General features: G+C 61.3%; 29 protein-coding genes and 1 pseudogene. 16 read left to right on the plus strand and 14 right to left on the minus strand.

What is annotated here, in order from left to right; all coding sequences use genetic code 11:
• Positions 1–122: 122 nt before the first annotated feature.
• Complete coding sequence (gene hxlB / locus NLY44_RS04490; protein ID WP_023805126.1) at positions 123–689, plus strand: 6-phospho-3-hexuloisomerase; 567 nt, start codon at positions 123–125, stop codon at positions 687–689.
• A 3-nt stretch (positions 690–692) separates the two neighbouring features.
• Positions 693–1,436 carry a creatininase family protein gene (locus NLY44_RS04495; protein WP_023805127.1) on the plus strand — a complete coding sequence of 248 codons (744 nt, stop codon included), beginning with the start codon at positions 693–695 and terminating at the stop codon, positions 1,434–1,436.
• 231 nt (positions 1,437–1,667) lie between these two features.
• Here the strand turns inward: NLY44_RS04495 and NLY44_RS04500 are convergent, their stop codons facing one another.
• The 3 genes from NLY44_RS04500 to NLY44_RS04510 form a co-directional block, all read right to left on the minus strand.
• Positions 1,668–2,585, minus strand: coding sequence for a carbohydrate ABC transporter permease (locus NLY44_RS04500; protein WP_023805128.1), 918 nt, complete (start codon positions 2,583–2,585; stop codon positions 1,668–1,670).
• A gap of 9 nt (positions 2,586–2,594) precedes the next feature.
• Positions 2,595–3,710, minus strand: a complete 1,116-nt coding sequence (locus tag NLY44_RS04505; RefSeq protein WP_023689462.1) for a carbohydrate ABC transporter permease — start codon at positions 3,708–3,710, stop codon at positions 2,595–2,597.
• Between the two features lie 97 nt (positions 3,711–3,807).
• Positions 3,808–5,472, minus strand: a complete 1,665-nt coding sequence (locus NLY44_RS04510) for an ABC transporter substrate-binding protein (protein ID WP_023669429.1) — start codon at positions 5,470–5,472, stop codon at positions 3,808–3,810.
• A gap of 272 nt (positions 5,473–5,744) precedes the next feature.
• On the opposite strand from NLY44_RS04510, the gene NLY44_RS04515 reads away from it, so the two are divergent.
• From NLY44_RS04515 to NLY44_RS04540, 7 genes and pseudogenes are all read left to right on the plus strand, one after another.
• On the plus strand, positions 5,745–6,800 hold the full coding sequence (locus tag NLY44_RS04515) for an ABC transporter ATP-binding protein (RefSeq protein WP_023697414.1): 1,056 nt from the start codon (positions 5,745–5,747) through the stop codon (positions 6,798–6,800).
• Positions 6,801–6,842: 42 nt separating this feature from the next.
• The gene (locus tag NLY44_RS04520; RefSeq protein ID WP_023669431.1) at positions 6,843–7,295 is read left to right on the plus strand and encodes an RbsD/FucU family protein; all 453 of its coding nucleotides are present in this window, start codon (positions 6,843–6,845) and stop codon (positions 7,293–7,295) included.
• 4 nt (positions 7,296–7,299) lie between these two features.
• Positions 7,300–8,229 carry a ribokinase gene (rbsK, locus tag NLY44_RS04525; RefSeq protein ID WP_023805129.1) on the plus strand — a complete coding sequence of 310 codons (930 nt, stop codon included), beginning with the start codon at positions 7,300–7,302 and terminating at the stop codon, positions 8,227–8,229.
• A gap of 264 nt (positions 8,230–8,493) precedes the next feature.
• Positions 8,494–8,832 carry an alpha/beta fold hydrolase gene (locus tag NLY44_RS32915; protein ID WP_353654458.1) on the plus strand — a complete coding sequence of 113 codons (339 nt, stop codon included), beginning with the start codon at positions 8,494–8,496 and terminating at the stop codon, positions 8,830–8,832.
• Positions 8,733–9,089, plus strand: a pseudogene (locus tag NLY44_RS04530) (alpha/beta fold hydrolase); the annotation flags it as partial. The gene NLY44_RS32915 and the pseudogene NLY44_RS04530, both read left to right, overlap by 100 nt.
• Before the next feature lie 59 nt (positions 9,090–9,148).
• Positions 9,149–9,304, plus strand: a complete 156-nt coding sequence (locus tag NLY44_RS04535; RefSeq protein WP_286456723.1) for an alpha/beta fold hydrolase family protein — start codon at positions 9,149–9,151, stop codon at positions 9,302–9,304.
• A 129-nt stretch (positions 9,305–9,433) separates the two neighbouring features.
• Positions 9,434–10,069, plus strand: coding sequence for an SGNH/GDSL hydrolase family protein (locus NLY44_RS04540; protein ID WP_023805130.1), 636 nt, complete (start codon positions 9,434–9,436; stop codon positions 10,067–10,069).
• Positions 10,070–10,129: 60 nt separating this feature from the next.
• Here NLY44_RS04540 and NLY44_RS04545 read toward each other — a convergent pair whose 3' ends face one another.
• The gene (locus NLY44_RS04545) at positions 10,130–11,143 is read right to left on the minus strand and encodes an NADP-dependent oxidoreductase (protein WP_023689457.1); all 1,014 of its coding nucleotides are present in this window, start codon (positions 11,141–11,143) and stop codon (positions 10,130–10,132) included.
• Between the two features lie 92 nt (positions 11,144–11,235).
• Between NLY44_RS04545 and NLY44_RS04550 the strand changes: the two genes are divergently transcribed.
• The 5 genes from NLY44_RS04550 to NLY44_RS04570 all read left to right on the plus strand — a co-directional run bounded on the left by NLY44_RS04550 (position 11,236) and on the right by NLY44_RS04570 (position 16,244).
• The gene (locus tag NLY44_RS04550; RefSeq protein ID WP_023689456.1) at positions 11,236–12,168 is read left to right on the plus strand and encodes a LysR family transcriptional regulator; all 933 of its coding nucleotides are present in this window, start codon (positions 11,236–11,238) and stop codon (positions 12,166–12,168) included.
• A gap of 195 nt (positions 12,169–12,363) precedes the next feature.
• Entirely contained in the window at positions 12,364–12,759 is a 396-nt protein-coding gene (locus NLY44_RS04555; RefSeq protein ID WP_023689455.1) for an MAPEG family protein, read from the plus strand.
• 656 nt (positions 12,760–13,415) lie between these two features.
• Entirely contained in the window at positions 13,416–14,321 is a 906-nt protein-coding gene (locus NLY44_RS04560; RefSeq protein ID WP_023689454.1) for an SMP-30/gluconolactonase/LRE family protein, read from the plus strand.
• A gap of 68 nt (positions 14,322–14,389) precedes the next feature.
• Complete coding sequence (locus tag NLY44_RS04565; protein ID WP_050587471.1) at positions 14,390–15,562, plus strand: alpha-hydroxy acid oxidase; 1,173 nt, start codon at positions 14,390–14,392, stop codon at positions 15,560–15,562.
• A complete protein-coding gene (locus NLY44_RS04570; RefSeq protein ID WP_023689452.1) occupies positions 15,555–16,244 on the plus strand; it encodes an RraA family protein in 690 nt (229 codons plus the stop codon). Before NLY44_RS04565 ends, NLY44_RS04570 begins: the two co-directional genes overlap by 8 nt.
• 13 nt (positions 16,245–16,257) lie before the next feature.
• Here NLY44_RS04570 and NLY44_RS04575 read toward each other — a convergent pair whose 3' ends face one another.
• From NLY44_RS04575 to NLY44_RS04620, 10 genes are all read right to left on the minus strand, one after another.
• Positions 16,258–17,211 (minus strand): response regulator, encoded by a 954-nt coding sequence (locus tag NLY44_RS04575; RefSeq protein ID WP_023669440.1) that lies wholly within the window; start codon positions 17,209–17,211, stop codon positions 16,258–16,260.
• Between the two features lie 64 nt (positions 17,212–17,275).
• Positions 17,276–18,295, minus strand: coding sequence for a chemotaxis response regulator protein-glutamate methylesterase (locus NLY44_RS04580; protein ID WP_023669441.1), 1,020 nt, complete (start codon positions 18,293–18,295; stop codon positions 17,276–17,278).
• A gap of 23 nt (positions 18,296–18,318) precedes the next feature.
• Positions 18,319–19,353, minus strand: a complete 1,035-nt coding sequence (locus NLY44_RS04585) for a response regulator (protein ID WP_286456726.1) — start codon at positions 19,351–19,353, stop codon at positions 18,319–18,321.
• 80 nt (positions 19,354–19,433) lie between these two features.
• A complete protein-coding gene (locus NLY44_RS04590) occupies positions 19,434–20,054 on the minus strand; it encodes a hypothetical protein (protein WP_286456727.1) in 621 nt (206 codons plus the stop codon).
• A complete protein-coding gene (locus NLY44_RS04595; RefSeq protein WP_286456728.1) occupies positions 20,051–20,593 on the minus strand; it encodes an Hpt domain-containing protein in 543 nt (180 codons plus the stop codon). Before NLY44_RS04595 ends, NLY44_RS04590 begins: the two co-directional genes overlap by 4 nt.
• A complete protein-coding gene (locus tag NLY44_RS04600) occupies positions 20,590–21,294 on the minus strand; it encodes a chemotaxis protein CheW (protein ID WP_084012982.1) in 705 nt (234 codons plus the stop codon). Before NLY44_RS04600 ends, NLY44_RS04595 begins: the two co-directional genes overlap by 4 nt.
• A complete protein-coding gene (locus NLY44_RS04605) occupies positions 21,294–22,535 on the minus strand; it encodes a CheR family methyltransferase (RefSeq protein WP_023689449.1) in 1,242 nt (413 codons plus the stop codon). The genes NLY44_RS04600 and NLY44_RS04605 overlap by 1 nt, the downstream gene beginning before the upstream one ends.
• Positions 22,532–22,999, minus strand: a complete 468-nt coding sequence (locus NLY44_RS04610) for a chemotaxis protein CheW (protein ID WP_023689448.1) — start codon at positions 22,997–22,999, stop codon at positions 22,532–22,534. Before NLY44_RS04610 ends, NLY44_RS04605 begins: the two co-directional genes overlap by 4 nt.
• A gap of 23 nt (positions 23,000–23,022) precedes the next feature.
• On the minus strand, positions 23,023–24,660 hold the full coding sequence (locus NLY44_RS04615) for a methyl-accepting chemotaxis protein (RefSeq protein ID WP_023689447.1): 1,638 nt from the start codon (positions 24,658–24,660) through the stop codon (positions 23,023–23,025).
• 353 nt (positions 24,661–25,013) lie between these two features.
• Complete coding sequence (locus NLY44_RS04620) at positions 25,014–25,196, minus strand: hypothetical protein (protein WP_156936023.1); 183 nt, start codon at positions 25,194–25,196, stop codon at positions 25,014–25,016.
• Between the two features lie 575 nt (positions 25,197–25,771).
• On the opposite strand from NLY44_RS04620, the gene nanR reads away from it, so the two are divergent.
• Positions 25,772–26,479, plus strand: coding sequence for a transcriptional regulator NanR (gene nanR, locus NLY44_RS04625; RefSeq protein ID WP_023682279.1), 708 nt, complete (start codon positions 25,772–25,774; stop codon positions 26,477–26,479).
• Positions 26,479–26,784: a putative quinol monooxygenase gene (locus NLY44_RS04630; RefSeq protein ID WP_023669450.1), complete on the plus strand. Its 306-nt coding sequence runs from the start codon at positions 26,479–26,481 to the stop codon at positions 26,782–26,784. The genes nanR and NLY44_RS04630 overlap by 1 nt, the downstream gene beginning before the upstream one ends.
• Positions 26,785–26,801 lie beyond the last annotated feature (17 nt).

Here is a 26,801-nt window from a genome sequence, read left to right on the forward strand (position 1 = left end):
AAGCCGCCATGGCCGTTGGACAGGCATTTTCGCGGTGATAGCATGAACAAAAAACAAGCCTTTTCCGAAAGCGCGCAACCCGAAATCACCGGCCACAACCCAGCCGGACAGATGGGACTCTCATGGCGAATGCCGGCTCGGATATGTTTTCGACGGCCCTGCAAGAGCTGGGCGCCGTACTGGCGCGCGTCGACGAAGCCGGCATCGACACCGCCTGCGAAACCCTGGCCCGCGCGCAAAAGATCGTCGTCTATGGCTGCGGCCGCGAGGCCTTGCAGCTCAAGGGTTTCGCCATGCGCCTCTATCACCTCGGGCTTGAGGTGTCGGTGGTCGGCGACATGAACACGCCACCGCTTGGCGCAGCCGATGTCTTCCTGGTCAGTTCCGGCCCGGGCGAGACGACGACGGTGCTCACCTTGATGCAAGTCGCCCGCAAGGCCGGCGCCACCGTGCTTTTGCTCACCGCCGAGGCAAGCAGCAGTGCGGTCGCCCTTGCCGACTTCACCTTGCTGATCCCGGCGCAGACCATGGCGCGCGACCAGGGGCCGCAAAAGACATCGCTGCTGCCGATGGGCTCGGTCTTCGAAGGGGCGCTGTTCCTGCTGTTCGAGGTCATGGTGCTGAAGCTCAAGGCGCTGACCGGCCAGTCGTCCGAGGCCATGCGCGCCCGCCACACCAACATGGAATAGATCATGCGCTACGAACTGATGCTGCCGCACCAGATCCGCAAGGCGATCGCCGAGAACTGGCCGGTCGCTCTCCCGCTCGGCGTGCTCGAATATCACGGCGAGCACATGGCTGTCGGCATGGACACGCTGGCCGTCATCAAGACGCTGGAGCTCTACGAGAAGGAGGCCGACATCGTCATTCTGCCGGCTTTCTACTACGGTGCGGCGAGCTATGTGGTGGCAGCACCCGAAGGCAACGGCTCGGTGCAGGTCGGCGGCAACCAGCTGGCGCCGTTCGCCGAAGAATTGTTCTACAGCCTGCTGCGCATCGGCTTTCGTAACATCAACGCCATCATCCACCACCAGACCGAGAACTTTGCCGCCGGCATGCCGACCGATCTCGCCTTCAAGGCCGCCGGCCGCCAGGCGATCTTCCGCTTCCTCGAGAAGCAGCGCGGCGAGGGCTGGTGGGGCTCAGACGAGATGGCCGATTATTATGCCGGGCACGCCGCCGGCGAGAATTTCTTCAACTGGGTGCAGGTGCACCCGCTAATGTCGGCTGCCATGAACGGGAAGTATCCGTTCGATCATGCCGGCATCGGCGAGACGTCGCTGATGCTGGCGCTGTGTCCGGAAGCGGTCGATGCCGGGCGTTTTGGCGAGAATACCGCGTGGTATACGGCCAGTGCGCCGGAGGCCTCGGCGGAGCTGGGGCGAAAGGGTGTGGCGATGATCATGGATCACCTGAGGGCGATATTGGGGCGCTAGCAGACAAAGTCGCTCTGTAGCGATCCTTCACACCCCCTCTGTCCTGCCGGACATCTCCCCCGCAAGGGGGGAGATCAGATGTCATTTCCGCTTTCGCCAATCACCTACGTCGCAAGAAAAGCGATGCAGCCAAAGCTGCCGATCTCCCTCCTTGCGGGGGAGATGGCCGGCAGGCCAGAGGGGGGTGCTGTCCCGCCGAGGTCAACAGTAGAGGGGCACGCTGCCTCTCGCCTACTTCACCGCCCCCGCCGTCATGCCCATGATCAGATAGCGCTCCAGCGCAATCCCGATCACCGCCAGCGGTGCGATCGCGGCGGTGGCGAGCGCCGCCATCGACCACCAGTTGATGCCTTGCGAGCCGGTCTGGCTCGCCACCATCACCGGGATGGTCTTGGCGTCGGTCGAGGTCAGGAGTGCCGCAAAAAAGTACTCGTTCCAGCACAGCACCATCGCCAGGATGAAAGCGGCGACCATGCCTGGCAGCCCAATCGGCATGACGATGCGAAAAAAGGCGCCCCAGATCGAGAGGCCGTCGACCAGCGCTGCCTCCTCGAGCTCGACCGGGATCGAGTTGAACTGGTCGCGCATGATCCAGATGACGATCGGCAGCACCATGAGCGTGTAGAGCAGGATCAGGCCGATGCGTGTGTCGAGCAGGCCGACCTCGCGGTAGAGCACCAGGAAGGGCAGGGCGAGCACCACCGGCGGCAGGATCAGCTGCGACAGGAAGAAGAAGGAGATGTCCTCGTTCTTGAACCAGGCGAACTGATAGCGATACCGGGTCAGCCCATAGGCGGCGAGGCTGCCGATGACGATGGCGAGGCTCGATGCGCCGACCGAGGTGATGACCGAATTCATGAAGCGCTTGAAAAACTCCTCCCGCACCGTCGAGGTCTGGAAGATCGAATCCGGCGACAGGCCGAGCGAGCGCCAGCCCTTCCAGTCCGGTTGGAAGTCGACGAACGGGATGAGGTGTCCTTGCGTGACGTCGACCGCGGTCTTGAAAGAGGTGGTGATCGTCCAGTAGATCGGGAACAGGCAGATGAAGGCCCAGAACGCCAGCGCGCCATAGATGAAGATGCGATTGGCCAGAAAACCTAGCGGTGAGCGGATTTCCGAGGCAGTATAGTCGGTGGTCTGGACGCTCATTGTGCCTCGTCAGTTCACGTTGCGCACGAAGCGATTGGCGAATTTCAACAGCCAGGTCACGAACACGACGATGATGACGAGATAGGCCATCGCCAGCATGGTGCCGTAGCCGACATTCGAGCGGTCGCGGTATTCGCGGTAGATGAAGCTCGACACCGAATCGGTGGCGCCGCCAGGCCCGCCGGAGGTCACGGTGATGATGATGTCGGCGAGCTTCAACTTGAAGATGATGCGCAGGATCACCGCCGTGACCGACACCGGCAGCATCAGCGGGAAGGTGACCTGCCAGAAAGTCTGCCAGGGCGTGGCGCCATCGACGCGCGCCGCTTCCAGCACGTCGCGCGACATCGCCTGCAGGCCGGCAAGCAGCATGATCATCATGAACGGGATGAAGGTCCAGGCGTCGAGCACCATGATCGAGATGCGGGCGGTGATCGGGTTGGAGAAGAAGGCGGGGTTCTCCCAGCCGAGATGGCGCGCCAGCGTCGCCGCCGGCCCGAAACGGTACTCCATCAGCGATTTGCCGATCATCCAGGATACCGCGACCGGCGACAGCATCAGCGGCATCAGGAAGACGACTCGGAAGAATTTGCGCGCCCGGATCTGCGCGTTGAGCAGCAGCGCCAGGCCGAAGGCAATCACATACTCAACCAGCACGGCGAGCACATAAAGCACCATGTTGAACAGCGCGTTGCGGTAGTAGGGATCGGCCAGCATCTGCCAGAAATTGTCGAGCCCGTTGAACTTGCGGCCGGAAAAGGACGACAGGTTCCAGTCGGTCAGCGCGATATAGAAGCCGAACAGCGTCGGGAAGATCACCATGGCGATGGTGAACAGCAGCGCCGGCAGCAGGAACAGCGCGCGCTGGCCGTCCTCGCCGCGCGTCAGCACCTGGCCGATGCCGAGCGCCACGCCCCACAGAACATAGGCGTAGACGATCGGACGCCAGGTCTCGAAGCCGAGCGTGGTGATCTCGTTCTTGTAGAGGATCTCAAACGCGATCACCGCCAGCAGGCCAAGCGTGGCGGCCGCCATCAGGGCAAAACCCGCCCGCTTGCGGGCCGGCGAGATCAGATCGGCTGGGCCGGCGTTGGCCGGCCATGCATTGGTGGTCTGGTCAGCCACGCGTCCCCGTCCGTTTAAAAATCAAGCCTGCGACCGGCCCGAGCCGGTCAGGTCCGGCGGCTTGCACCGCCGAACCTGTTGTCACGATAGGATCAGCCTACACGCCGAGCGAGGCCTTGTAGAGCTTGATCTGGTTTTCGCGGCCGATCTGGTCGGTCAGCTTCTCCCAGGCCGCGGCAATGGCGTCGGCGCCTTCCTGCGCCTTCATCTTGCCGGCGAATGTGTTGGCCAGAATGTCCTCGGCAGCCGAATAGTACTGGAAGATGCCGGGGATGCGCGGCTCGATCGCCGCGTTCGGATGGTTGTAGCTGTCGGCTTCCGACTTCAGATACGAGGTGATGAACGCCTCGTCGTAGCCTGCCGCCACCCATTCGGGAATGTCGAAATGCGAGTTGCGGTAGGGCTGGAAGCCGGACGGATACATCGCCGTCCAGATCGACAGGTCCTTGCCGCCGAGATGAGCGGCGGCCGACCATGCCGCTTTTTTCTTCTTTTCGTCCGTATCGACGCGGGCCATGACGTAGACGCCCCAGCCGAGATAGGCGCAGTTCGGCGCATAGTTCGGGCCGCTGGCGAGTTTGTCCCAAGCGCCGGTCTTGGCATTGTAGACGTCGTCGGACCCCGGCAGGATCGAGAAGCCGGTGACGTCGCCGATGACCGAGCTATCGTTGGTCTTGACGTTGGAGCCGACGTCGCCCCACCAGGTGACCATCGAACCGGTGCCGGCCAGGAACTGCTGGAAGGCTGTCGTGTTCGGGTCGGCGTTGATCTGGTCGGCGGGCTCCGACGGCAGCGCGTCGATGACGTCCTGGATGGCGCGCACCCAGGCCGGATTGTTGATGCGCGGCTTCATCGTGTCGGCATCGAACAGCCAGGCCTTGTCGTCGGGATGCTTGGCATAGGCGGTGGCGCGGCTGCCGAGGAAGTAGAAGCCGAAACCGCCCCAGGCCTTGGGCGCATCGAGATAGCCGAAGACGTCCTGATCCTTGAACTTCTTGCCCTTGAGGAATTTTGTGACGGCCTGGACTTCCTGCCAGGTCTTCGGCACACCCCATTCGGTGGCCGCGCCGCCGTCCTTCCACGCCTTGGCGAGGTCGGCATCGGCAAAAACGTCGGTGCGGTAATTGAAGTTGTGCGCATCGCCATCGACGGTGATCCGGTACTGCTTGCCGTCCCAGGTGCCGACCGGCGGCTGCAGATAGGCCACGACATCCTTCATGTCGATCTGCTCTTTGACCCAGTCGGGCATCTCGGACGTCAGGCCCTTGCCGCAGACATCGCCTTCGAAGGGCGCGCCCATCTCGATGATGTCGAAGTCGACGGTGCCGGTGGCGATCGACTGCTGCAGGCGGGCATTGTAGTCGGCCTGCGCCAGGTCGATCCAGCTGATCTTGGCGCCGGTATAGGCCTCCCACGGCTTCAGGAAGCCGCGGAACAGCACATTGTGCAGGTTCTGGTTGTTGAGGCCCATGAAGGTGAGCTCGACGCCGGCGAATTCGCCTTCCTTGACGTTGGCCTTGGTGGCTTCCAGGCAGAGTTCGCCGACCTTCTGGAAATCGGCATCCGTCGGCTGACCCTTGCCGACGCCGGGGATCTGCAGAATTTTGGAGCGTAGCTCGCTGGCGGCTTCAGCCGGGCGGGTGAAAGCGCCGAGCCCAGCGCCCGATGCGGCGGCGATCGCGGCCATCGAGGCCGCGCCTTTGAGTATGTCACGCCGGGTGGCACCCGCGCGGACGAGTTTTTCGTACAGACCGACTCTCATCTATTCCTCCCAGAACAACAGTCGTGAATTAAATGCCAATCCCTCCGACGCCGAAACGTCGGCGGTTCTCCTTTATCATACGGGGACGTGGGACCCCACCCTGCGTCGCCTGGAGCTCCGATTTTCGGATAAAAATCCGACTGCCGGATTGGCAACAGCTAATATTTGCGTAATCGATTACCTTGTCAACACGAATGGCTTTTTATCGATAACATACCGACTTGCCCTTGCCGTTGGCAATGGCTAGCTTCACCGCGAGAAAAGGGGGGACGATGGCTCAAGTCGCGATCAGCAATGTGGCCAAGGCGTTCGGAACCGTCAAGGTCCTGCACGAGGTCAGCGTCGATATCGCCGATGGCCAGTTCGTGGTGTTGGTAGGCCCGTCGGGCTGCGGCAAGTCCACGCTGCTCAGGATGGTGGCCGGGCTGGAGACCGTCTCCGGCGGCACGATCGCCATTGGCGAGCGCATCGTCAACAATCTGCCGCCGGCCAAGCGCGACATCGCCATGGTGTTCCAGAACTACGCGCTCTATCCGCACAAGACGGTGGAGCAGAACATGGCGTTTGCGCTGAAGCTGCGCAAGACCGATCCGGCCGTGGTCGCCGAGCGGGTCAAGCGCGCCGCCGACATTCTCGACCTCAATCCGTACCTGAAACGTTATCCGCGCCAGCTCTCCGGTGGCCAGCGCCAGCGCGTCGCCATGGGCCGCGCCATCGTGCGCAATCCGCAGGTCTTCCTGTTCGACGAGCCGCTCTCCAATCTCGACGCCAAGCTGCGCGTGCAGATGCGCACCGAGATCAAGGAACTGCACCAGCGGCTGAAGACCACCACCATCTACGTCACCCACGACCAGATCGAGGCCATGACCATGGCCGACAAGATCGTCGTCATGCGCGATGGCCGTATCGAGCAGGTCGGCGCGCCATTGGAATTGTTCGACCGGCCGGCCAATCTGTTTGTCGCCGGCTTCATCGGCTCGCCGTCGATGAACCTGCTCAAAGGCGTGGTGCGCAAGGGCGACAAGGTCGAGATAGCAGGCACGCTGTTCCCGATTGCTGCCGGCAGCGCCGCCAAGGAGGGCCAGGCCGTGGTCTATGGCGTGCGGCCCGAGCATCTCGAAATCCATCCCGACGGCGTGCCGGCAAAGATCTCGGTGGTCGAACCCACGGGTTCCGAAACGCTGGTCTTCGTGCGCTTCGGCGACAGCGGCGAGATGGTGGCGCTGTTTCGCGAGCGCCACGACTTCAAGCCCGGCGACACGCTCAATCTCAAGCCGCGCCTCGACCAGGTCCATCTCTTCGACGCCGAGACCGGCAACCGGCTCTGATTTCCAATCGACTTTGACCAAACCTGTTTGACGAGGACTGCCATGCTCAAAGGGATCAACCCATTGCTCAATGCCGATGTGCTCCAGGCGCTCAGGGCAATGGGACACGGCGACGATCTGATCATCGCCGACACCAATTTCCCCGCCGATTCGGTGGCAAAGCAGACCGTGCTCGGCAAGCTGCTGCACATCGACGCCTCGGCGGCCGATGTGGTCAAGGCGGTGCTGTCGCTCTATCCGCTGGACACTTTCGTCGACGATGCGGCCGCGCGCATGGAGATCGTCGGCAAGCCGGACGAAATTCCGCCGGTGCAAAAAGAGGTGCAAAAGGAGATCGACAAGGCCGAGGGCAAGGCCTGGCCGATGATCTCGGTCGAGCGCTACGCCTTCTACGAGCGCGCCAAGAAAGCCTATTGCGTCATCCAGACCGGCGAGCGCCGCTTCTATGGCTGCTTCGCCTTTCGCAAGGGCGTCGTGCCGCCGGACGCCGAGTAGGGCCATGGCGTCGGGCAAACCTGTCGTCATTCTGGGCGTTTTCGTCGCCGACACCGCCTACCGGGCCAATCGACAGCCGCGCATGGGTGAAACCATTCTTGGTAATTCCTTCAAGCTGGGACCTGGCGGCAAGGGCTCGAACCAGGCGGTGGCGGCAGGCAAGCTCGGCGCCGACATCACTTTCCTGACCCGGCTTGGCGTCGATGCTTTCGCCGACATGGCCAAGGCGACCTGGGCAGAGGCGGGCGTGAAATCCGCCGTCATCGACACGCCGCAAAGCTATACCGGCGCGGCCTATATCTTCATCGAGGAGACGACCGGCAACAACGCCATCATCGTCAGCCCGGGTGCGGCGATGCTGATCTCGTCTGAAGACATCGAGGCCAATGCCGGCCTGATCCGTGGCGCCGGCGTCTTCGTCACCCAGCTCGAACAGCCGATCGACGCGGCACTGCGCGCACTCGAGATCGCGCGCGGGGCAGGGGTGACCACCATTCTCAATCCGGCGCCGGCGGCCAAGCTGCCGGACCGCATCTACACGCTGTGCGACTATGTGACCCCCAACGAAACCGAGGCCGAGGAACTGACCGGCATCAAGGTTTCTTCGATCGACGACGCTCGCCGCGCCGCCGACAGCCTGCTCAAAAAAGGCGTCGGCTCGGTCATCATCACGCTCGGCGAAAAAGGCGCGCTGCTGCACACGGCCGCTCGGTCCGACCATGTCCCGGTGGTCAATGCCGGCCCGGTGGTCGAAACCACCGGTGCGGGCGATGCCTTCAATGGCGGCCTGGCCGCCGCACTCGCCAAAGGCGTGGAGCCGCTGCAAGCCGTCCGCTTCGCCTGCGCCGTCGCCGGCATTTCGGTGACAAGGCCGGGCACCGCGCCGTCCATGCCGACGCTGCAGGAGGTCGAGGCGCTGCTGGCCAAGGGGTGACGTCGTTGCGGGAGAGACCGAATTCAGATCCGACCGGATCTGAATTTCCACATGCAAGACCATGATTTTAGACGATTATGTCACATTTCTCCTGAGGAGAAATGGCGCGAGTGACGGGGCTCGAACCCGCGACCTCCGGCGTGACAGGCCGGCGAAAACGCCTGATTCATCAACGAATGGTTTCAATTCCTCACGCTCTCGAATTTGCGGGAAAAAGCGCGAAATTGAAACTTGCTTATCAGAACTCCTCGTCAACTCCGCGAGATGTTAACTCTGATCGACGCCGCCGCTGCTGCCAGCCTAGCGGCTGGACCGGGACAGACTGCTCCCGGCGACTTCTGGATCGGCTGGAGACGGCAGATCGATGCGCTCGCTTCCGCCGGATTCCGGGTCATCGTCCCCGACCAGAGGGGCTACAACACCAGTGACAAGCCGAAAGCCATCCGTGAATACACGCTCCCAAGCTCGTCGGCGATGTCGTTGCCATCGCCGACGCGCTCGGCATCGGAAGGTTTCACCTCGTCGGTCATGACTGGGGCGGTATCGTCGCCTGGGCGGCAGGCGCAAAGCTGCCGCACCGTCTGGAAAGGCTCGTCATCCTGAACGCGCCCCATCCCGAGGTGCTGCTTGCCCATTCCTTGCGATCTCCGACCCAGTTCCTGCGGAGCAGCTATGCGGCCTTCTTCCAGTTCCCCTTGCTGCCGGAGGCTGTTCTGGGAGCAGGGCACTCGGCTCTGCTGGCACGGGCGCTCATCAAATCCAGCCGAACAGATGCCTTCACGGCGGAGGAAATCGCAGAGTATCGGCAGGCCTGGGAACGGCCGGGGGCGCTGACCGGCATGCTCAACTGGTATCGGGCGCTGCGCTTCCGCCCAAGCCTGAAGCAGCGGATCAGGACACCGACCCTTGTACTGTGGGGATGCAGGACCAAGCTCTGGAATATGGCCTGGCCGAGCGCAGTCTGGCCTTTTGCAACGATCGGGGCCTGCAGACGTTCGAGAAGGCAACGCATTGGGTACAGCGCGAAGAGGCCAGCGCGGTGAATGCCGCGCTTCTGGCGTTCCTGGACGGCTGAGATGCCGTTCCGTTCTGCAGGTGGCCTGACTCGCCGTGATCTCCTGACCGTGCTCGCTGCCGCGGTCACAACCCACCACCTTACCTCCTCTGCTGATGCAGCATTGCAGAGGCCTCAACGGAGCATCCGATGCCACACGTCGTCCTTCTCGGGGATTCGATCTTTGACAACGCTGCCTATGTCGCGCACGGGCCCGACGTAGTGCGGCAGCTGCGGGAGCGCTTGCCGGAGGGGTGGCGTGCAACGCTAAACGCCGTCGACGGCGCCGTCACAAGCGGCGTCGAGCGGCAGTTTGAACGGCTCCCCCAGGATGCTAGCCATCTTGTCGTCAGCGTCGGTGGCAATGATGCTCTTCGTCATGCAGGGATTCTGGAGCAGGGGGCCTGTTCTGTGGCCGAGGTTCTGGACAGGATCAGCGATATCCGGGAGGAATTCGAGCACGACTACTGTACGATGCTCGAGGGGGCGCTGGGCCAAAACCTACCCACCGCTGTCTGCACGATCTACGAGGCGCGCTTTCCCGACCCACAGCGTCGTAGACTTGCCGCAACTGCCCTGACGGTCCTCAACGACGTCATCACCCGGGCGGCGTTCTCGCGCGGTTTGCCGCTCGTCGACCTGCGCTTGGTATCGAATGAGGACGCGGACTTCGCCAATCCTATCGAACCGTCAGCGCAAGGCGGCGCGAAGATCGCGGCAGCCATCGCGGCACTTGTAGTCGAGCACGATTTAGCCGGACGTCGGTCGGTGGTCTTCGTCGGCTGAACGGCGTAATCCCGCCCGACCGTCTGCACTCCCGATGGTCGGGCGACTGAAAGCAACAATTCAGACGGCCAGCACGATCTTGCCTTGAATACTGCCGTCGGCGGCGCGCTCATGCGCGCGCGATGCCTCGGCCAGCGGGAATGTGCTGTCGATGACGACGCGCACAATGCCGTCGTCGAGCAGGCGGGCGGCTTTTGCCAACTGCGCGCCATTGGATCGAACCTGTGTGGATGAGACCGTGATCCCCAGCCTCTCTGTCTCCTCGTGACCAGCGAAGCCCAGCGGGTTGACCAGGAACAGTGCGCCGCCCGGCTTCAGAACCTGGAAGAACCGCTCCATGTTCGCGCCGCCCACCGCGTCGAGGACAAGGTCGACGTCTCGGACGACATCTTCCGCCGCGGTTGTCTTGTAGTGGATGAACTGATCCACGCCGAGATCGCGCATCAGCGCCTCGTTCTTGGCCGATGCCACCGCGATGACGCGAGCGCCCCGCCATTTCGCCAACTGGACGGCCAGATGCCCGACACCGCCTCCGGCACCATTGATGAGCACCGTCTTGCCGTCGAGGGGCACCGGCTCATGCGGTAAGGGCTGGAACGGATTCGGCTCGTCGTGGCCAAGTTCGATCAAGAACTGCCATGCCGTCAGAAGCGACATCGGCGCACCAGCCGCATGAATATGGTCGATGCCGGCTGGTTTCAACGCAACATGCGATGCCGGCACACTGACATAATGCGCGTAGGCATTGCTACCCGTCATCAAGTTATCGGGGAAGCGAACCATTGCGTAGACCTCGTCACCGATGCTGAACTCAGCGACGTCAGCGCCAATCGCTTCAATGACGCCCGACACGTCCGTGCCGAGAATCAGTGGGAAGGACGCGTTGGGTCGCCATTCTGGCGGCAGTGCGCGATAGCCATCCCGCAGATACCAGTCGGGCGGATTAAGCCCGGCCGCCTGGACTCGGACAAGCACCTCGCCGGGCTTCACACCCGGCCTAGGCGCGTCTTCGTACACCAGCATCTCGGGACCACCGAATGCGTGCAGACGGACTGCCTTCATCTTATCGCTCATTGGTGAAATCTCCGCTCATCCATGTCATTGGAGCGAATCTAGCGGCATGACCGCCGGTTGATAATCGGTGCCGATGGCGGTTAAGTAATGCCATGGCGGAACATATCACTTTGGATCGGCTCACCGGCATCATCGCCTTCGCGCGTGCGGGATCGCTGGGCAGCTACACGGCAGCGGCGCGCGCGCTGTCGATTTCCCCGTCGGCGGTCAGCAAGAGCGTCCAGCGGCTCGAGCGGCATTTAGGAGTGTCGCTGTTTACCCGTACAACGCGCTCGCTCACCTTCACGCCCGAAGGGCGCGACCTGCATGAGCGCGCGCTGCGTCTGCTACGCGAGGCGGAGGAAATAGAGCAGGCGGCAATGACCGCGCGCTCCGAACCATCGGGCACGTTGCGCGTGGCCGCGTCGCTGCCGATCGGACTCCATCTGATCGCTCCGGCTTTACCGGCTTTCCGTCGGCTCCATCCGAACCTGATCGTCGATCTCAGGCTGGGTGACCAGATGGTGGACATGATCGAGGAAGGGATCGATGTCGCCATACGCATCGGTGATCTGGCTGACACCCGGCTACTATCACGCAAGCTCGCACCCCATCGGCTTTGCTGCTTCGCCTCGCCAGCCTATCTCGAGGAACGCGGCACACCGACCCATCCCGATCACCTGGAAGGGCACGACACCGTCAACCTTCGATATCAGAGCACAGGCCAGGCCTTTCGCTGGCCCTTCCGGATTGGCGACCGTGAAATCGAGATCGTGCCCAATTCCGGTGTGGTCGCCGATGCCAGCGATGCCGTGCTCATCATGCTGGCAGCCGGCGGTGGGATAGGCATAGGCGCCTCCTTCATGGCTGCTCCCTATGTGAAGCGCGGCGAACTGGTCCCAGTGCTGTCCACGTTCGCGGTCGAGCGAAACAATGTCACCGTGCTCTGGCCGGCAAGCCGACGCGCCAACCCCGCCGTGCGCGCCTTTCTGACCATGCTCGACGCCGCTTTCACTCTGCGAATGGCAGCTTCAAGCATCGACTGATCTGGCGCGGAAGGGTCGCTAAAGGGCGAAAGCGGTCAATCACTGCTGATTGGCTGAACGGCAGCTATTCCGGGCACAACGTCCAAAAGCTGCTATTCCGTTTCGGCCCCACTACAGGCCGCCCCTCCTCGTCGAATAGCATTGGACTAGTTGATCGGCTACAACGACCTAGAGTGCTAGCAACGGGGAGGGCACATGTCGGCGAGTGCTTACGCATTGACTGGCTTCATCTCGTGGGCGCTGGCCCTGCTGATCGTGATGGAAGTTATCCGGAGCTACCTGGTGATCTCTGGGCAAGTCCCGGCAAACGGCTTTACGCCAGATAACGGAGCCCTCTCCCCGTTTATGCGGAGGTTAGCCCGTGCCTGCATTGAAGGGCTTCCAATCTTCGGAGGTCTGCTCGGAGTCGCGATCATCATTTCAAAGACAGATGTCACGGATCCCTTGGCCTCCACGATGTTAGGCGCACGTATAGTGCAGTCGGTGATCCACCTCGTCTCAACCAGCCAACTCGCGGTCAGTCTCAGGTTCACCGCGTTCGCTGTGCAAATGGTGATTGGTGCGTATTGGTGCTGGTTGCTGTTGATCTGAAGAGTGGCGGAGCCCCGACGCAAAAGTGGGCCACCTCGATTCCGGGAGCCTTGGCAAACCCACTCCGGATCGTGACCCGAAAGACTGTCCCTTTTGACAGGCGAGCGAACCGCAAAACTGGCAGTGGCAAAACCGCCGTTGAGGCATGATATTGCTGTTGGATTTTGGGGCTACTCCCCAGCTTCGGAGAAGGATCGGCGTTCAGAGAGCAATTTGCACGCCTGGGCGCTGCGGCGCTCCCCAGCTTTTGGCCACACGCACGCCCTGCAAACGCTCGGGCTCCAGAGCGCCTGGCAGCGGAGCAGAGAATTGTTGGACTTTGTGAGTGGTAGAGGGAGAGGAACTGAGATTCAACCTTCTCCACCTGCACTTGTTCCTTGCACGCTGGCCTCAGCAGCACCTAATCCTGCCACGCAACCTGGAGGAGCAAGCCAGTGCTACCGAGCTGTGTAGACACCGATCGGCTCGCGCTGTAGCCATAGGCCTCCGCCCGTCGGGGTTCACCGGCGCCGGGGTGGGGGCCGGCCTAGGGGGGGCCCAGCAACGCGCACGTCAGCCTGGCTATCTTTCGAGTCGCCGGGTCCGGTGACCGCCAGATCGTCAGGCTGGATTATACCCGACAAATCTTGATAGGCTGCCGTTCTGGGGGTCGCACGATGAACGAGGTTGAAAAGCTGGCCGTCGAGGTTGTCGCGACCGGCCTTGGCTGGCCCGAGGGCCCGACGGTGCTGCCCGATGGCCGAATTGTCATCGTCGAAAGCTATCGCAGCCAGCTGACGGCCATAGATCGCGACGGAAGTGCTCGCCAGTTCGCGTATGTTGCCGGAGCGCCCAACGCCTGCGTTCTCGGATCGGATGACCTGCTCTATGTCTGCCAGAACGGCGGCACGACCGGACCTTGGCGGGCCGCGGACATGACGACGCCATCGATCCAGCGGGTTGCCGATGGCGGAAAGCCGGAAATCCTGCTGAGCGAAGTCGCGGGCATTCGGCTCAATGGGCCAAACGATCTTGTATTTGCTGCTGACGGCCGGCTCATCTTCAGCGATCCCGGCACATACAACCCGGGGAATCCGGACCCAAGCTACATCTTTGCCGTCAACCCCGACGGCAGTGCGTACCTTGCTCTCGGCTTCGACAAGCCGACCTTCCCCAATGGTGTGGCGATCGAAGCCGACGGCTCGATCATTTGGGGGGAGTCCTATACGGGGCGCGTCAAGCGGCAGCGTCCGGATGGTTGCGTCGAAGACCTGGGCCGCTTGCCTGGGCCCAATCCGATCCCGGACGGGCTGAAGGTCGGAGCCGATGGCCGCCTTTATGTCACGGATATTGCCGCCAACGGCATTCACGTTCTGAAGCCCAACGGCACAGCGGAAGGTTTCTTCGTCTGCGGCAAGGCAACGACCAACTGCGTCTTCTCGGGCGAGATGCTTTGGGTGACAAATGCCGGCGTGCTGGCGACCGGCAGCGATCCCTCCTTTGAGGGAACACTCTCCTGCGTGCGTGTTCCGGGAGGCGGTGGACCGACGCATCATGGTCGCATCGGCGGAAAGCAACCGTGAGTAGCTCCTCGTCCGCCTCAAACACAGGCGATGACCCCGGCGCCCGCGGTGCGGCATCGTCTGCTTCGATGGCGGCGTTGAAGCGCCTGTACAGCGTGGCCGCGGTCCGCATCGCCGCGCGGCGGACTTTGCCACGCCCGGTGTTCGACTTCGCCGATGGCGGTGCTGAGGATGAGCGAACGCTGCGCCGGAACGAGCAAGCTTTCAACGAGGTTGCCATTCTGCCGCGACCGCTCAACGGTGCAACGACGCGAGACCTTTCCCTTGACCTCTTCGGCGCGAAACTTGCCATCCCGCTGGGCATCGCGCCAACCGGCCTGGCTGGGCTGTTCTGGCCCGACGGCGAGCGCGCAGCCGCCCGAGCCGCAGCGGCCGCAGGGACATTCTACTGCGCCAGCCACGGATCCGTCTGCACGCTGGAGGACATAGCAGCCACCGGAAGTACCCCACGGTGGATGCAGGTGTTCGTCTACACCGATCGCGGCTTCACCCGAGAAATGGTGCATCGGGCGCGTGCCTCAAGCTACGACGCGCTGGTGCTCACCATCGACAACCAGATGCTTGGCAACCGTGAACGCGACATCCGCAACGGTTTTGCCATCCCGCCGCGCTTCGGTTTGGCCGGAACCCTCGCGGCCGCCACCAAGGCGGCGTGGCTTCTTCGTATGCGCACCCGACTCCCGAAACTGACCTTCGGCAACTACGCGCGCCCCGGGGATACGGCGACGGTCGGTGCATTGGCGGGCCGCATGGCCGCAATGCTCGATCCCGGACTCTCCTGGGCCGATGTCGACTGGCTGCGCACTGTCTGGTCCGGACCGTTGTTGCTGAAAGGCGTCCTGCATCCCAGCGAAGCCGCCGAGGCTGTAGCGCGGGGAATCGACGGCATCATCGTATCCAATCATGGGGGCCGTCAGCTTGACGGCGCCGCCGCATCGCTGGACGCGTTGACGGCGGTTGTCGCGGCTGTCGCAGGCCGCATACCGGTGCTTATCGATGGCGGCATCAGGCGAGGCTCCGACGTCGTCAAGGCGCTGGCGCTCGGCGCCTCGTGCTGTCTGATCGGGCGGCCGCAGTTGTGGGGGCTCGCGGTCGCCGGCGAGGAGGGGGTACGCCACGTGCTCGAACTCTACCGCAAGGAGATCGACCGCGTCATGGGACTGATGGGCGCGCGGAGCCTGCGCGACCTCGGGCCGGACTGTATTTCGTTCGTTCAGGGAATGGGGCCGCTACATGATTGAAGACCCACCACTGCTCACCATCAAGCGCCGTTTCGAACGGCCCGCAGCAGAAATCATCAGTGCTTTTGCGGGCGTGCCGGTTAGCCAGGTCGTAGACGCGATGGGGGGACGCGGCGCCTTGCATTATGCGATTAAGCCACTGTCGCCAGCTACTGCGACGATGGTCGGCGTCGCCGTGACCTGTCACTGCGGCCCCGCCGACAACCTCGCCCTGTTTGGAGCACTGGATGCCGCAGCAAGTGGCGATGTCATCGTCGCGGCCACCGACAGCTTTGCCGGTACGGCGGTAACTGGCGATCTCGTGCTCGGCATGGCGCGCAACAAGGGGGTCGCCGGCTTCATCACTGACGGCCTCGTGCGCGACGTTGTCGGGATCGAGGCGGTCGGGTTGCCGGTTTACTGTGCCGGGATCATTGCGAACTCGCCTGCGCGCAATGGTCCAGGCACGGTCGGATTCCCGGTGGTGGTGGGAGGAGTGACTATCTCGCCGGGAGACATACTGGTCGGCGACCGCGACGGTCTCGCCGTGGTGCCTCGCCTGGAGGCTGAGACGGTGCTGGCCCGGCTCTCCGCCATCAGGGCGGCTGAGAAAACTCTTGATGGCCTGGTGCGGCAAGGTCTCGAGATGCCCGACTTCGCCAAGGTCGTCCTCAAATCGAACAGGGCGCGCTTCGTTGACTGAGATGTGAGCTTCTCTAGCTGCGGGACATATGAAGCGCAACACGATTTCGTCCTTCCGATTTGGCACGAAACAGAGCCAAATCGGCGGCATTGACGAAATCGTTTGGCGTCTCGTTCTCGGTGGGCACCGCTGTTGCGACGCCGACGCTGATGGTCACGCGATCCGGGCCGTGGGGTATGTTCAACTCTCGCACGCTCTGGACGAGCCGCTCGGCGATCGCACTGGATTGTTCCAGTATAGTGTCGACCAGCACGATGACGAACTCTTCGCCTCCGTACCGCGCAGCGAGATCGGTGGAACGGCCGGAACCGCTCTGGATTACGCGGGCGATTTGCTTGAGCACATCGTCGCCGGCCATATGGCCATAGGTATCGTTGTATCGTTTGAAGTTGTCGGCATCGATCATCAACAGCGACAGTGGGGACTGTGCGCGAAAAGCGCGTTTCCATTCAGCCGCCAGATATTCGTCAAAATAGCGCCTGTTACCGAGACCTGTCAGGCCATCGATCCGCGTCAGACGTTCAAGCTCTAGATTTGCACTGATCAGCTGTCGCTGGCTTTCCCTCAGCGCTCGGTGTGCCGAGTCTCGCTGGACGTGATCCAGATAGGCCCGCGTGTGATATCGAATGCGTGCAATCAACTCGATACGATCCGGCAGTTTGACGAGATAGTCGTTCGCGCCCGCAGCGAAGGCTTCGCCCTTGGTGGCTGGATCTTCCTTGCTCGACAGCACAATGACTGGAACCGCGCGTGTCGACGCATGCTTCCTGTATTCTCGCACCAGATGTAGCCCATCCACCCCGGGCATGACGAGATCCTGCAGGATGACGGTTGGCTTTACCTCATCCGCGACCGTCATCGCTCTCAACGGGTCGGTGCAGAAGTGTAAGGAAATATCGGGCTCGTTGGCTAGGGCGCGCCTGACCGCCTCGCAAACCATGATCTGATCATCGATGAGCAGAACCATGGATGAATAGTTATCTGCGAGTGGCGGGACCAACTCTGGTTCTTGCGTCATCGGAAGGGGCCTTTCACGTGGAGCGCTCGCAGGCTTCGATTATACGTGAGCCGATCGCACCCAAAGGAAGAATATCAACAGCCGCGCCGATGTCGGCGGCGGCCTTCGGCATGCCATAGACGGCACTGGTTGCTCTATCCTGCGCGATTGTGAGATGTCCCTTGTCACGGAGCTGTCTCAGCCCGCGCGCACCATCCCTGCCCATGCCTGTGAGCAGAACACCAATCACCGAGCCAGGCCACCATTGCGCCGCACTTTCGAAGAACACATCTACCGACGGCCGATAAACATTGTCCTTGGGGCTGGGCGTATAGCCAAGTTGCTGAGCTGACTTGAAAACCAGATGATCCGCAGAACTGGCAACGAGAACGGTGCCCGCTTGTGGACTATCCCTTTCCCCCGCCGGACGGATCGGGAGACGCGTATGCTGCCCTAGCCAATCAACAAGGCCTGGAACGAACTGAGCATCGAGATGCTGGACGAGCACAATCGCGCCGCGAAAATCAACGGGAAACGCGCTCAGGACTGCGGCAACGGCAGCCGGCCCGCCCGCAGAGGCGCCGATTGCTATCACGTGTCGAGTTGACGGCTCAGCCGCACGTGACATCCGCCTTTTTGCCTGGGTAGGCGCATCGCCGATCAACTTGCCTATCGTTCGTATCTTGTTCGTCAAAAGCCGGGCGGATTGCGAGGACGCGTTGCCTTCGATGCCCACTGACGGAATATCGACTGCGTCAAGCGCGCCATGACCCATTGCTTCGTAGACGCCGGCGAGGTTGGCTTCGATACTGGCGGTCACCAGCAAGATTGAGCACGGGGTTTCCGCCATGATTCTGCGGGTCGCTTCCACGCCGTCCATCTCTGGCATCGCTAGATCCATGAGTATCAGATCCGGCAGATCACGTCTGCAGACCTCGACCGCCTCACGCCCATTAGTCGCGATCCACGCGACCTGATGTTCGCCGGTCGACAGAACCAGTCGACGCAGAAGTTCAACCGCCATCGGCATGTCGTTGACTACGCCGATTCTCATTCGCTGGCTTCCAATCTCGGATCTCATTCAGCCGCCTCGCCAATCATGTCCACGACGACGGCATGGATCAGCGCCTCGTCCTGAAAACTACTCTTGGTCAGATAATAGTCCGCACCTGCGTCGAGCCCGCGCGCGCGATCTTCTTCCCGATCCTTGTATGAAACGATCATAATGGGTGTGTTCTTGAGATCAGCGTCCTTTCTAATCAAACTCACCAGCTCGATGCCATCCATGCGAGGCATGTCGATGTCGGTGACGACGAGATCGAAAGGACCAGACCGGACGGCATTCCACCCGTCCATGCCGTCTACCGCCACTTCGACCTCATAACCGTAATTGCCGAGCATCTTGCGCTGGAGTTCGCGAACCGTCAGTGAATCGTCAATCACGAGCACGCGCTTGCGCCTGCTCGCTTCGGGACCGCCCGCGGCGCGCCGAAGAGCTCGAAATCCGCCGGACGATGCAAGCTTTTCCACCGATCGGATCAGATCGTCGACGTCGAAGATCAGAACAGGCGAACCGTCTTCCATCAGGGCCGCTGCGCTGATGTCCTTGATCTTGGCAAACCGTGGATCGAGAGGTCTGATCACTAACTCGCGTTCCCCGAGAAAACGGTCAACGATCAGGCCGTACGCATCGCCCCGACCCGCATCCACGACGACGACCGATAGTTCATTCGGTTCCGATCCGGGCTCACCTCGATCGAGCACCTCGCGAGCGGTGACCAGCCCGATCTGTCGATCGTTCAATCGAAAATGCGGCCGGCCCTGCAGGACGTTGATCTCCGTCCGCTGCAGTTTCAAAGTCTTGGAAATGGCAGCGAGTGGAAAAGCATAGGGCTCTCCATCGACATCGACGAGCAGCGTGCGCAGGACCGACAATGTCAGCGGCAATTGCAGTTGAAATCGGGTTCCGTGGCCAAATTCTGAGGAGACGCTTGCGACTCCCCGGACTTCCTTCGCCATGGCTTGCACTGCATCGAGCCCCACACCGCGACCTGAGACGTCGGTAAGGCCCGCTTTCATGGAAAAGCCTGGCAGAAACAGAAATGCGAGCAATTCGCTTTCGCCGAGTGTTTCAGCACTTTCCCTGGTTGCAAGTTGCCGGGCGACGACGGTCTCGCGCAGCTTCGAGAGCTCTATCCCCTGCCGTCGTCCACCACGGCTATCTGCAGCAGCCCGGCATTGTGCCTCGCTTCGAGCCTGATGAGCCCCTCTTCGGGTTTGCCCATCGCGAGGCGCTCCTCAGGCGGTTCAAGCCCATGGTCTACAGCGTTGCGCAGAAGGTGCCCCAAAGGGGCATCGAGCTGCTCGAGGATATCGCGGTCGATGCCGGTCGAGCCGCCTACGATCTCCAGTCGCACCCGCTTGCCAAGGGTACGACCGAGGTCGCGGATCATTCTCGCATAGTGTCGCACGCCGTCCTCAAAAGGCCGCATCCGGCTCGCCAACGTTTCGTCGTACAATCTGTTGGCAAGATCGGTCGCTTTCCGATCCACTGAATCCAACTCATCGAAACGCTCCGCCAGGAACGCTTGGCTCAACCGAAGCTTTCGCTGCGCTTCAGCCAGCGCCTCCACCACCGCCGCATCGTTTGAAACCGGCGGCAGCACTGCATGAAGATTGTCGAATGCACTTGCGAGGTCCGATTGAAGTCGCTTCAGCCGTAGCAGCCCGTCAGCGAATGGCCTGAGCCGCCGAGCTTCCATCAGCGACTCGCCAGCCAGCCCGAGCAATCGGTTCAGGCTGTCTGCCGTCACCCGAACCATTCTATCAGAGCTGATGCTGCCGTGGGCTTGCGGCACCGCCCCAACGAGGAGGTTCGCTGAAGAGGTCGTCGCCAGTTGCTCCTGGGCATGATCTGGAGTTGCGAAATCAGCTGCAGAATCTTGGGGACCGGGCTTTGCCTGGGGAGGGACAACCCCTCGAACTTGGCGAGAAAGGTTTCGACTTCTGAGTTGGCGCTCTCGCTCGATGATCCCGATGCGATCAATTTCAAAAGGTCAGAACCTTGCAGAAGCGCGTCTATATGCTCCCGTCGCACCCTCAGATGCCCGCGTTGCGCTGCGACCAGGCAGTCTTCCATCGCATTTGCAACTTTGACTGCGGGCATCAGGTCGATGATGCGGGCAGCTCCTTTCAGGGAATGCGCGGCACGCATGCATGCTTCCAGGGCGTCGGCGGCGATAGGATCGCGTTCGAGTGCCAGAAGTCCAGAGGTCAGAGCCCGTGACTGCGTCTCCAGTTCGGCCTGGAAGAGGCTGAGCATCGAAACCTGGCTGAAGTCTTCATCTGTCATGCGATGCTCCGATCCAGCATCGTGAGCAGTTGTCGTGGATCGAGACAACCAACGGCTCGTCCTTGCCATGGCAGCACGGCAACCGTAGCGGCAGACAGTGCCTTCCCAATCATGGCCGGAACAGCGAGAGTGTCGCGTTCCTGGTACCGATGTAAGCCGTGGATCTCATCAACCGTAAAAGCAACCCGCTTGTCGCGCTCGCCTACCACGACAAGGCGGCGAAATACCTTGGTTCGTGTGCCCTGTTCCCCTTCCTTGCGCTCGTCTATCCCGAGCAATTCGGCCAGGGAAAGGCAAATGAGCAATTCACCACGGACATTCGCAATGCCGAGCAGTGCACTGTTCCTGCGATGTGGAAGTGAATGAACGCGACGAGATTCAGCCACTTCATGAAAAATACCGACCGGAAGTGCCAGCCATTCCTCCCCCAAACGGAAGAGAACGGCCGTCTGCAGCGCGTCGCTGTCTGCCGAATCGATCCCTGCACGACCAGCGTTGTCAGGCCATTCGTCGCGAGATGCCGAGGGAGCTGCACGGTCGAGGAGGCGTCGTGCGATCTTCTTGTAGGTCGGGCAATTGCGGCAGTGGAGATGCTGCTCTAGTAGCGGACATGACTTGTCACCCCGTACGCCTATTTGCCGCCAGCAGTCGTTGATTTCGATCTCCTCCACCGGCTGAGCGATCCTTGTCGAAGCCGCCATCAACTGCCGCTCCTTTTCTGGACCCGACCCAGCCGGCCGGCCAGCGCCTCGGCGCCGTTATGGTCGCCTTGCTTGCTAAGCAGCAAGGCCAGATGGACAAGAGCTTCTCGATGATTTGGCGCGAGATAGAGCGCCTTGCGATAACTTTGCGCGGCTTCGGGTGCAGAACCATCCGCATCCTGGACGAGGCCCAGCAGGTAGAAGATTTCTGCGGAAGGACCGAACTCCTTGAGATGCGCCAGGGCGACCTCCTGTGCCTCCTTTACGCGTCCTGCATTGGCGATCCGTTCAACCGCGATGAGGCTTTCCGAGGCGTGTGCAAGCGGCTTGGCCGGAGCCTGCCCGCGGCCTTCATTGCCAATTGTCGGTCGGAACGGACGAAGAGGCTCGCTCTTGTTGACCTTAGGGCTTGGCGTCCGCACCGGGACGGCGGCCGAAACTTTCGGCGCCGTGGTCTTGACGGGCTCCGATTTCAGAAAGGCGAAGGCCAATGGCCATTCAGCGGAAATAAAGCCATGCACCCTTGGAAGAGCTGCTTCCGCCGGACCGACCAGAAGAAGTCCGTCTTTGGCCAGCAGGTCCTTCAGGCAGATCAATGCGCGATCCTGCAGCTCTCGATTGAAATAAATCAGCAAATTGCGGCAAAGCAGGATGTCATAGACCTCTTGCCCGAAAGGCGCGTGAGAACCGAACAGGTTTCCTACCATGAACCGAACCTGTTTCAGCACCCCAGCAACAGGCCGCAACCCGCCCTCGGTCGCTTCGAAATAGCGATCCTTGAATTCTAAATGGCTGCCGCGAAACGAATTGCGGCCATAGATGGCGCGTTCAGCCGTCGCGATATTGCGGCTGCTGACGTCCACGCCATCGATCTTGAACTCATGCGCCTCAAAGCCGGCATCGAACATGGCCATGGCGACCGAGTAAGCCTCTTCGCCGGTTGAACATGGCAGGCTCAGGATTCTTATCGGCTGAGCAGGCTTGTGCGCGCGCGCATGCCGCGCCAGCATCGTGAACGCTTCTCGGTCGCGAAAGAACCAGGTCTCTGGGATCACCACCGCATTGATCAGCTCCTGCAGCTCCTGCGAGGAACCGGCCAAGTGTTCCCTATAGGCCTGAGGGTTGGTTATCCGGCATGCTTCCATCCGTTCTCTGACCGCCTGACGAACCACTGTCGGACCAACGCTGGCACTGTCCAGTCCAATGGTTTCCGTCAGGAGCTTTTCTATTGCTCCGGTCATTGATCACCTATTGCCGCCTGGCGGAGCAAAGCGGTACGAATCTCTTCCGAAAGCAGCGCTTCCACTTTGACCCACTGAATGATCTCCGAACCATCGGAAGCCACCGGCCCAAGATAGGGCGGGGTTCCTGGTTCCAGTCCGAACGGCGCGAAATCGGCCGGGTCTCGCTCGATCGTATCCGTCACCCGTTCCGCGATCAGCCCCAGCAGGCGTCGCTCGCCATCATCCGCCGGATAGCGCGTCACAACGATCCGGGTGCTCAACAGGCGCTCCGATGGTCGGCCAATCGCAAGAAGGGTGACATCGATCAGGGGGATGGGTATTCCGTTATAGCTGACCAAACCCACCACACCAGTTGGCGCACCCGGAAGAACTTTCACGTCGATATAGGGCAGCACCTCTTCAATTTTGTGGACATCGATCAAGTAGCGATCCGGACCCATGCTGAAGGCGAGGAATAGCATTGTCACATCCTACTGCCGGCTCGCTATGCTCGTAGCTTGAACCTCGATATGCTACTTCGCATGCCGCCTGAGACTTGATTGAGCTCGTCGATCGCGAGCGTCGATTGCTGAAGGGACTCGACTGTTTGCTGAGCTGCCTCGCTTAGCTGGGTTAGCGTGTCGCTGATCTGCCCCGCGCCGGTCGCCTGTGCTTGCATGCCTTCATTGGCGACTTCGAAACGTGGCACCAGCCCCTGAACCTGCTGAATGATCTCGAAGAGTTGCCCGCCGACCTGCTGGATGTCCTGCATACCCCGACGGACCTGCTCGGAAAACTTGTCCATGCCCATCACCCCGGCCGCGACTGCCGACTGGATGTCCTTGACCATTTGCTCGATATCGTAGGTGGAGACAGCTGTCTGGTCCGCGAGCCTTCGGATTTCCGTCGCCACCACTGCAAAACCCCGGCCATATTGGCCTGCCTTCTCCGCCTCGATGGAAGCGTTGAGCGACAACAGGTTCGTCTGATCGGCCACTTTGGTGATGGTCGTCACCACCTGATTGATGCTGCCGGCTTTCTCGCTCAGGATCGCCAGTTTGGAATTGATCGCGCCAGCCGCTTCCATGACCTGCTGCATGGTTTCTTCCATACGGGTCAGCCCCGCTTGCCCCCCGCCAGCCACGGCAGCGGTTTGTTCGGCAACTGTGGAGACCTCGTTCATCGTGCGGACCAGTTCGTTTGATGTGGCGGAGATTTCCTTGGCTGTCGCTCGGATTTCTGTTGTGGTCGCTGCGATTTCAGTCGCAGTTGCCTGCTGTTGCTTGGAGGTGGCGGCGATCTCAGTTATCGACGTGCCGACCTGTATGCTGGACCTTTGAACCTGACCAATGAGGGTTGTGAGATCGTCCGCCATTGCGTTGAAGCCGTCGGCAAGCACGCTGAATTCGTCTCGGCGCCTCAGATCGAGCCGTTCGCTGAAGTCGCCTTGCCGCATCAATTGAACCGCGTCGACCAAACGGGTGAGCGGACCTGTAATGGCGCGAAACAGCTGGTAACCCAAAAGAAGGGCTAGCCCGAGGGCTATCAACAAGCCAACGCTCAAACCGACTTCGGCCGTTCTGACGATCGAGCTGATCCGCTGCGTCGCGCTGTTTGCCTCGCCTCTGTGATCCTCAACCATGGCCTGCAGAGCGGACTGCAATTTTACAAAGATCGGCTCTACTTCGTTCTTGATAGCTGGGCTTTCATTGGGAGTTTCACCTTTCGACAAGGCAGCCCGGCTTGTTTCCAGCACAGCAGTTTCAGCCAGACGGAATTGGTTGGCGAGTTGTTTGACGGCTGCATAATTCTGCTTGTCGATATCGGAGACGATCGTTGCCTCATAGTCGTCCATCGACCGCTGCACCTGGTTGCGATTGGTCGTGATCGCGTTTTCAACCGTGCTTCTGTCTGACGGGTTGTCCTGAAGGGCATATTCCTGAAGCAGACTATGGGCCGCCATCTGGCCCGTCATGATCTCGGTACTGTGATAAAGGTCCGGAAGGATGCCCTTCTCGACCTCAGTCGCCTCCTCCCCCGCCTGAAGAAACCAGGCGTACGCGATGAGGGCTATCACGGACATGACCACCAGAACGGCTGCGAAACTGACGAGGATGCGGTGGCGTATTGTCAGACTCTTCATGGAACCGGTTCACCAATGGGGGGCATCGTGGGCTGCGCGACAAGCGCTCGTTCCGACATATTCGAAAAGGTGCGTCGAAAAGCGGTAGTCTGATGCTGAATGGTTTCTTTTCCGTTCCATAGCTAATGATGGCGAGGCGGCTCGCCAATCGGCGCCGCCAGAAGCGGTGGTCAAAGGACGACTGCCGTCCACGCACATCAGCCCGAGATCGGCTGGATGGCACGCCGCGTCAGGAGGAGCGTGGATGAGCTGCTTGAGGCCACGAATTGAATGACTGCTTAGGCCAGGTCGAGGCAAGAAAGCCGACGTCCTGCTTGCTGCCCCTAAGCTGCCAGGCGGGAACGCGCCTCATATCAGCCGTCCAGCATGATCGTCGCTACTGAAAGCGGAATCGCCGAAGCCAGATGTCGCAAACTGGCCAGCGCGTAGATTGGCGTCGAGTGCGGGTTCGGCATTTGCAGGTGACGATAACTAAATGGCAAGCGCCCCCGCCTGAGGCCCTCAGGACTAAAAGATCTTGAGAAAACCAGTTTCAAATGCGCATCCTCAAGCGGCGGCCGCCCACCGCACGAGGATGGGCACAACGTGACGAGCGCTCTGGAGCCTAGAGAGAACTGACCCGACACCACCTTCCTTTGCGGCATTGCGGCGGCGCAAAAAGATTACGAGATGGAGCAGGCGTATTGCCAAATGGGTCCACCAGCGAGAGTTCGCGTTTTCCGCCTCGGCTGTGAACCCCACTTCCATTCGCTGGTCTTGCTCAGGTCGAGGTCTACTTTGCCATCGAGGGCTCATGTTGCGGCTCATAAGCAGGCGGTTGGGTAGGTCTCGGCCAGCACACGGCCCGGTGGCACTCACTGCGGTCCACACCGCAGTTGAAACTGACCACCCGACCCAGGGTTCGAAGACGGTCCCCGATCGGAACACCGAGCAGAGTGTGCTCGCGCTCCTCAAGTCACCGATATCCTTGGTGAAGACGTTGAAGGCGTGTGCAAAGGACGCCTCGACATCGGCGGAGTGATTAAACGGCTCGGCTACCGGATGCTTAGACATCGTTGACAAGGGTGCTATGGGATCATAACGTACCTGACTGGTATAACAGGTATGCCACATGATCGGAGTTCTGATCAAGCAGCGGAAGCTTTCGGACGAGGTGGCAGCGCACCTCGAACGGATGATCCGAGAGGGAGAGTTGGCCGAAGCCGACCGTCTCCCATCTGAACGGGAACTCATGCGGCAGTTCGGGGTAGGGCGGCCTTCCATCCGTGAGGCGCTGCTGCATCTGAGCAAAATGGGCCTTGTCGAGGTAAAATCGGGGGAGCGTGCCCGCGTCACTCGACCCACTCCTCAATTCGTGATTGACGCCCTTTCAGGGCCGGCTCGGCACATGATTTCGGCGCCGGGAGGCGTTCACGACTTCCAGAGCGCGCGCTTGTTTTTCGAGGTCGGTCTTGCCCGCAACGCCGCTGTGCATGCTACCCCGGAAGACATTGACAGCCTCAAGGAGGCGCTCGAACTCAACCGGCAGTCGATCGGCGATCTGGCGCGCTTCGAGCGCACGGACGTAGACTTCCATTACGTGCTGGCGGTAATCACCCGCAATCGGATCTTTACAGCTATTCACGCGGCCTTGGCTGAATGGTTGCTCGAACAGCGTCGCACCACATTGGCCAAGGGTGAAGACCGCAAGGCTTACCAGGCTCATCGCGAAATCTTCGAGGCCGTCGCCGCGCGCGATCCAGACGCGTCAGAGACGGCCATGCGCAGCCATCTCGAATATGTGGCCAAGCGGTATCTGCAACTTGCGAGGCCCAAGTGATGACCGGATTTGTCGTCTGGGTCGATTTCCGCCTGAGGCCTGGTGCCCGGGACAGATTCCGAGAACTTGTCGACGCCAATGCGACCGCCTCGATGCGCACCGAGGCCGGCTGTCGCCGCTTTGACGTGACGGAGGCGCGCGGCGAACTGGATCGGGTCCTGCTCTATGAGATTTACGATAGCGAGGCCGCATTCGAGGACCACTGCCGCACCGCTCATTTCGACGAATTCAATACGCAGAGCGCGCCGCTCGTCGTGACCAAGTTGGTGACGACCTGCGACCTCGTTCTTGAAGCCACGCATTGAAGCGAACATAGGCGGAT

The sequence above is a fragment of the Mesorhizobium sp. C089B genome, assembly GCF_030323125.1.
Classification (GTDB): Bacteria; Pseudomonadota; Alphaproteobacteria; order Rhizobiales; family Rhizobiaceae; genus Mesorhizobium.

Excerpts from the sequence above, each read along its gene's own strand:
- NLY44_RS04565 (WP_050587471.1), top strand. The coding sequence starts at position 14,390 with ATGGCGGCGTTGAAGCGCCTGTACAGCGTGGCCGCGGTCCGCATCGCC.
- NLY44_RS04560 (WP_023689454.1), top strand. The coding sequence starts at position 13,416 with ATGAACGAGGTTGAAAAGCTGGCCGTCGAGGTTGTCGCGACCGGCCTT.
- NLY44_RS04515 (WP_023697414.1), top strand. The coding sequence starts at position 5,745 with ATGGCTCAAGTCGCGATCAGCAATGTGGCCAAGGCGTTCGGAACCGTC.
- NLY44_RS04545 (WP_023689457.1), bottom strand. The coding sequence starts at position 11,143 with ATGAGCGATAAGATGAAGGCAGTCCGTCTGCACGCATTCGGTGGTCCC.
- NLY44_RS04580 (WP_023669441.1), bottom strand. The coding sequence starts at position 18,295 with ATGAGAATCGGCGTAGTCAACGACATGCCGATGGCGGTTGAACTTCTG.
- NLY44_RS04540 (WP_023805130.1), top strand. The coding sequence starts at position 9,434 with ATGCCACACGTCGTCCTTCTCGGGGATTCGATCTTTGACAACGCTGCC.
- NLY44_RS04535 (WP_286456723.1), top strand. The coding sequence starts at position 9,149 with ATGCAGGACCAAGCTCTGGAATATGGCCTGGCCGAGCGCAGTCTGGCC.
- hxlB (WP_023805126.1), top strand. The coding sequence starts at position 123 with ATGGCGAATGCCGGCTCGGATATGTTTTCGACGGCCCTGCAAGAGCTG.
- NLY44_RS32915 (WP_353654458.1), top strand. The coding sequence starts at position 8,494 with ATGTTAACTCTGATCGACGCCGCCGCTGCTGCCAGCCTAGCGGCTGGA.
- NLY44_RS04510 (WP_023669429.1), bottom strand. The coding sequence starts at position 5,472 with ATGAGAGTCGGTCTGTACGAAAAACTCGTCCGCGCGGGTGCCACCCGG.
- NLY44_RS04600 (WP_084012982.1), bottom strand. The coding sequence starts at position 21,294 with ATGGCGGCTTCGACAAGGATCGCTCAGCCGGTGGAGGAGATCGAAATC.
- NLY44_RS04575 (WP_023669440.1), bottom strand. The coding sequence starts at position 17,211 with ATGGTTCTGCTCATCGATGATCAGATCATGGTTTGCGAGGCGGTCAGG.
- NLY44_RS04570 (WP_023689452.1), top strand. The coding sequence starts at position 15,555 with ATGATTGAAGACCCACCACTGCTCACCATCAAGCGCCGTTTCGAACGG.
- NLY44_RS04495 (WP_023805127.1), top strand. The coding sequence starts at position 693 with ATGCGCTACGAACTGATGCTGCCGCACCAGATCCGCAAGGCGATCGCC.
- rbsK (WP_023805129.1), top strand. The coding sequence starts at position 7,300 with ATGGCGTCGGGCAAACCTGTCGTCATTCTGGGCGTTTTCGTCGCCGAC.
- NLY44_RS04630 (WP_023669450.1), top strand. The coding sequence starts at position 26,479 with ATGACCGGATTTGTCGTCTGGGTCGATTTCCGCCTGAGGCCTGGTGCC.
- NLY44_RS04615 (WP_023689447.1), bottom strand. The coding sequence starts at position 24,660 with ATGAAGAGTCTGACAATACGCCACCGCATCCTCGTCAGTTTCGCAGCC.
- NLY44_RS04595 (WP_286456728.1), bottom strand. The coding sequence starts at position 20,593 with ATGACAGATGAAGACTTCAGCCAGGTTTCGATGCTCAGCCTCTTCCAG.
- NLY44_RS04610 (WP_023689448.1), bottom strand. The coding sequence starts at position 22,999 with ATGCTATTCCTCGCCTTCAGCATGGGTCCGGATCGCTACTTGATCGAT.
- NLY44_RS04500 (WP_023805128.1), bottom strand. The coding sequence starts at position 2,585 with ATGAGCGTCCAGACCACCGACTATACTGCCTCGGAAATCCGCTCACCG.
- NLY44_RS04550 (WP_023689456.1), top strand. The coding sequence starts at position 11,236 with ATGGCGGAACATATCACTTTGGATCGGCTCACCGGCATCATCGCCTTC.
- NLY44_RS04605 (WP_023689449.1), bottom strand. The coding sequence starts at position 22,535 with ATGACCGGAGCAATAGAAAAGCTCCTGACGGAAACCATTGGACTGGAC.
- NLY44_RS04520 (WP_023669431.1), top strand. The coding sequence starts at position 6,843 with ATGCTCAAAGGGATCAACCCATTGCTCAATGCCGATGTGCTCCAGGCG.
- nanR (WP_023682279.1), top strand. The coding sequence starts at position 25,772 with ATGATCGGAGTTCTGATCAAGCAGCGGAAGCTTTCGGACGAGGTGGCA.
- NLY44_RS04555 (WP_023689455.1), top strand. The coding sequence starts at position 12,364 with ATGTCGGCGAGTGCTTACGCATTGACTGGCTTCATCTCGTGGGCGCTG.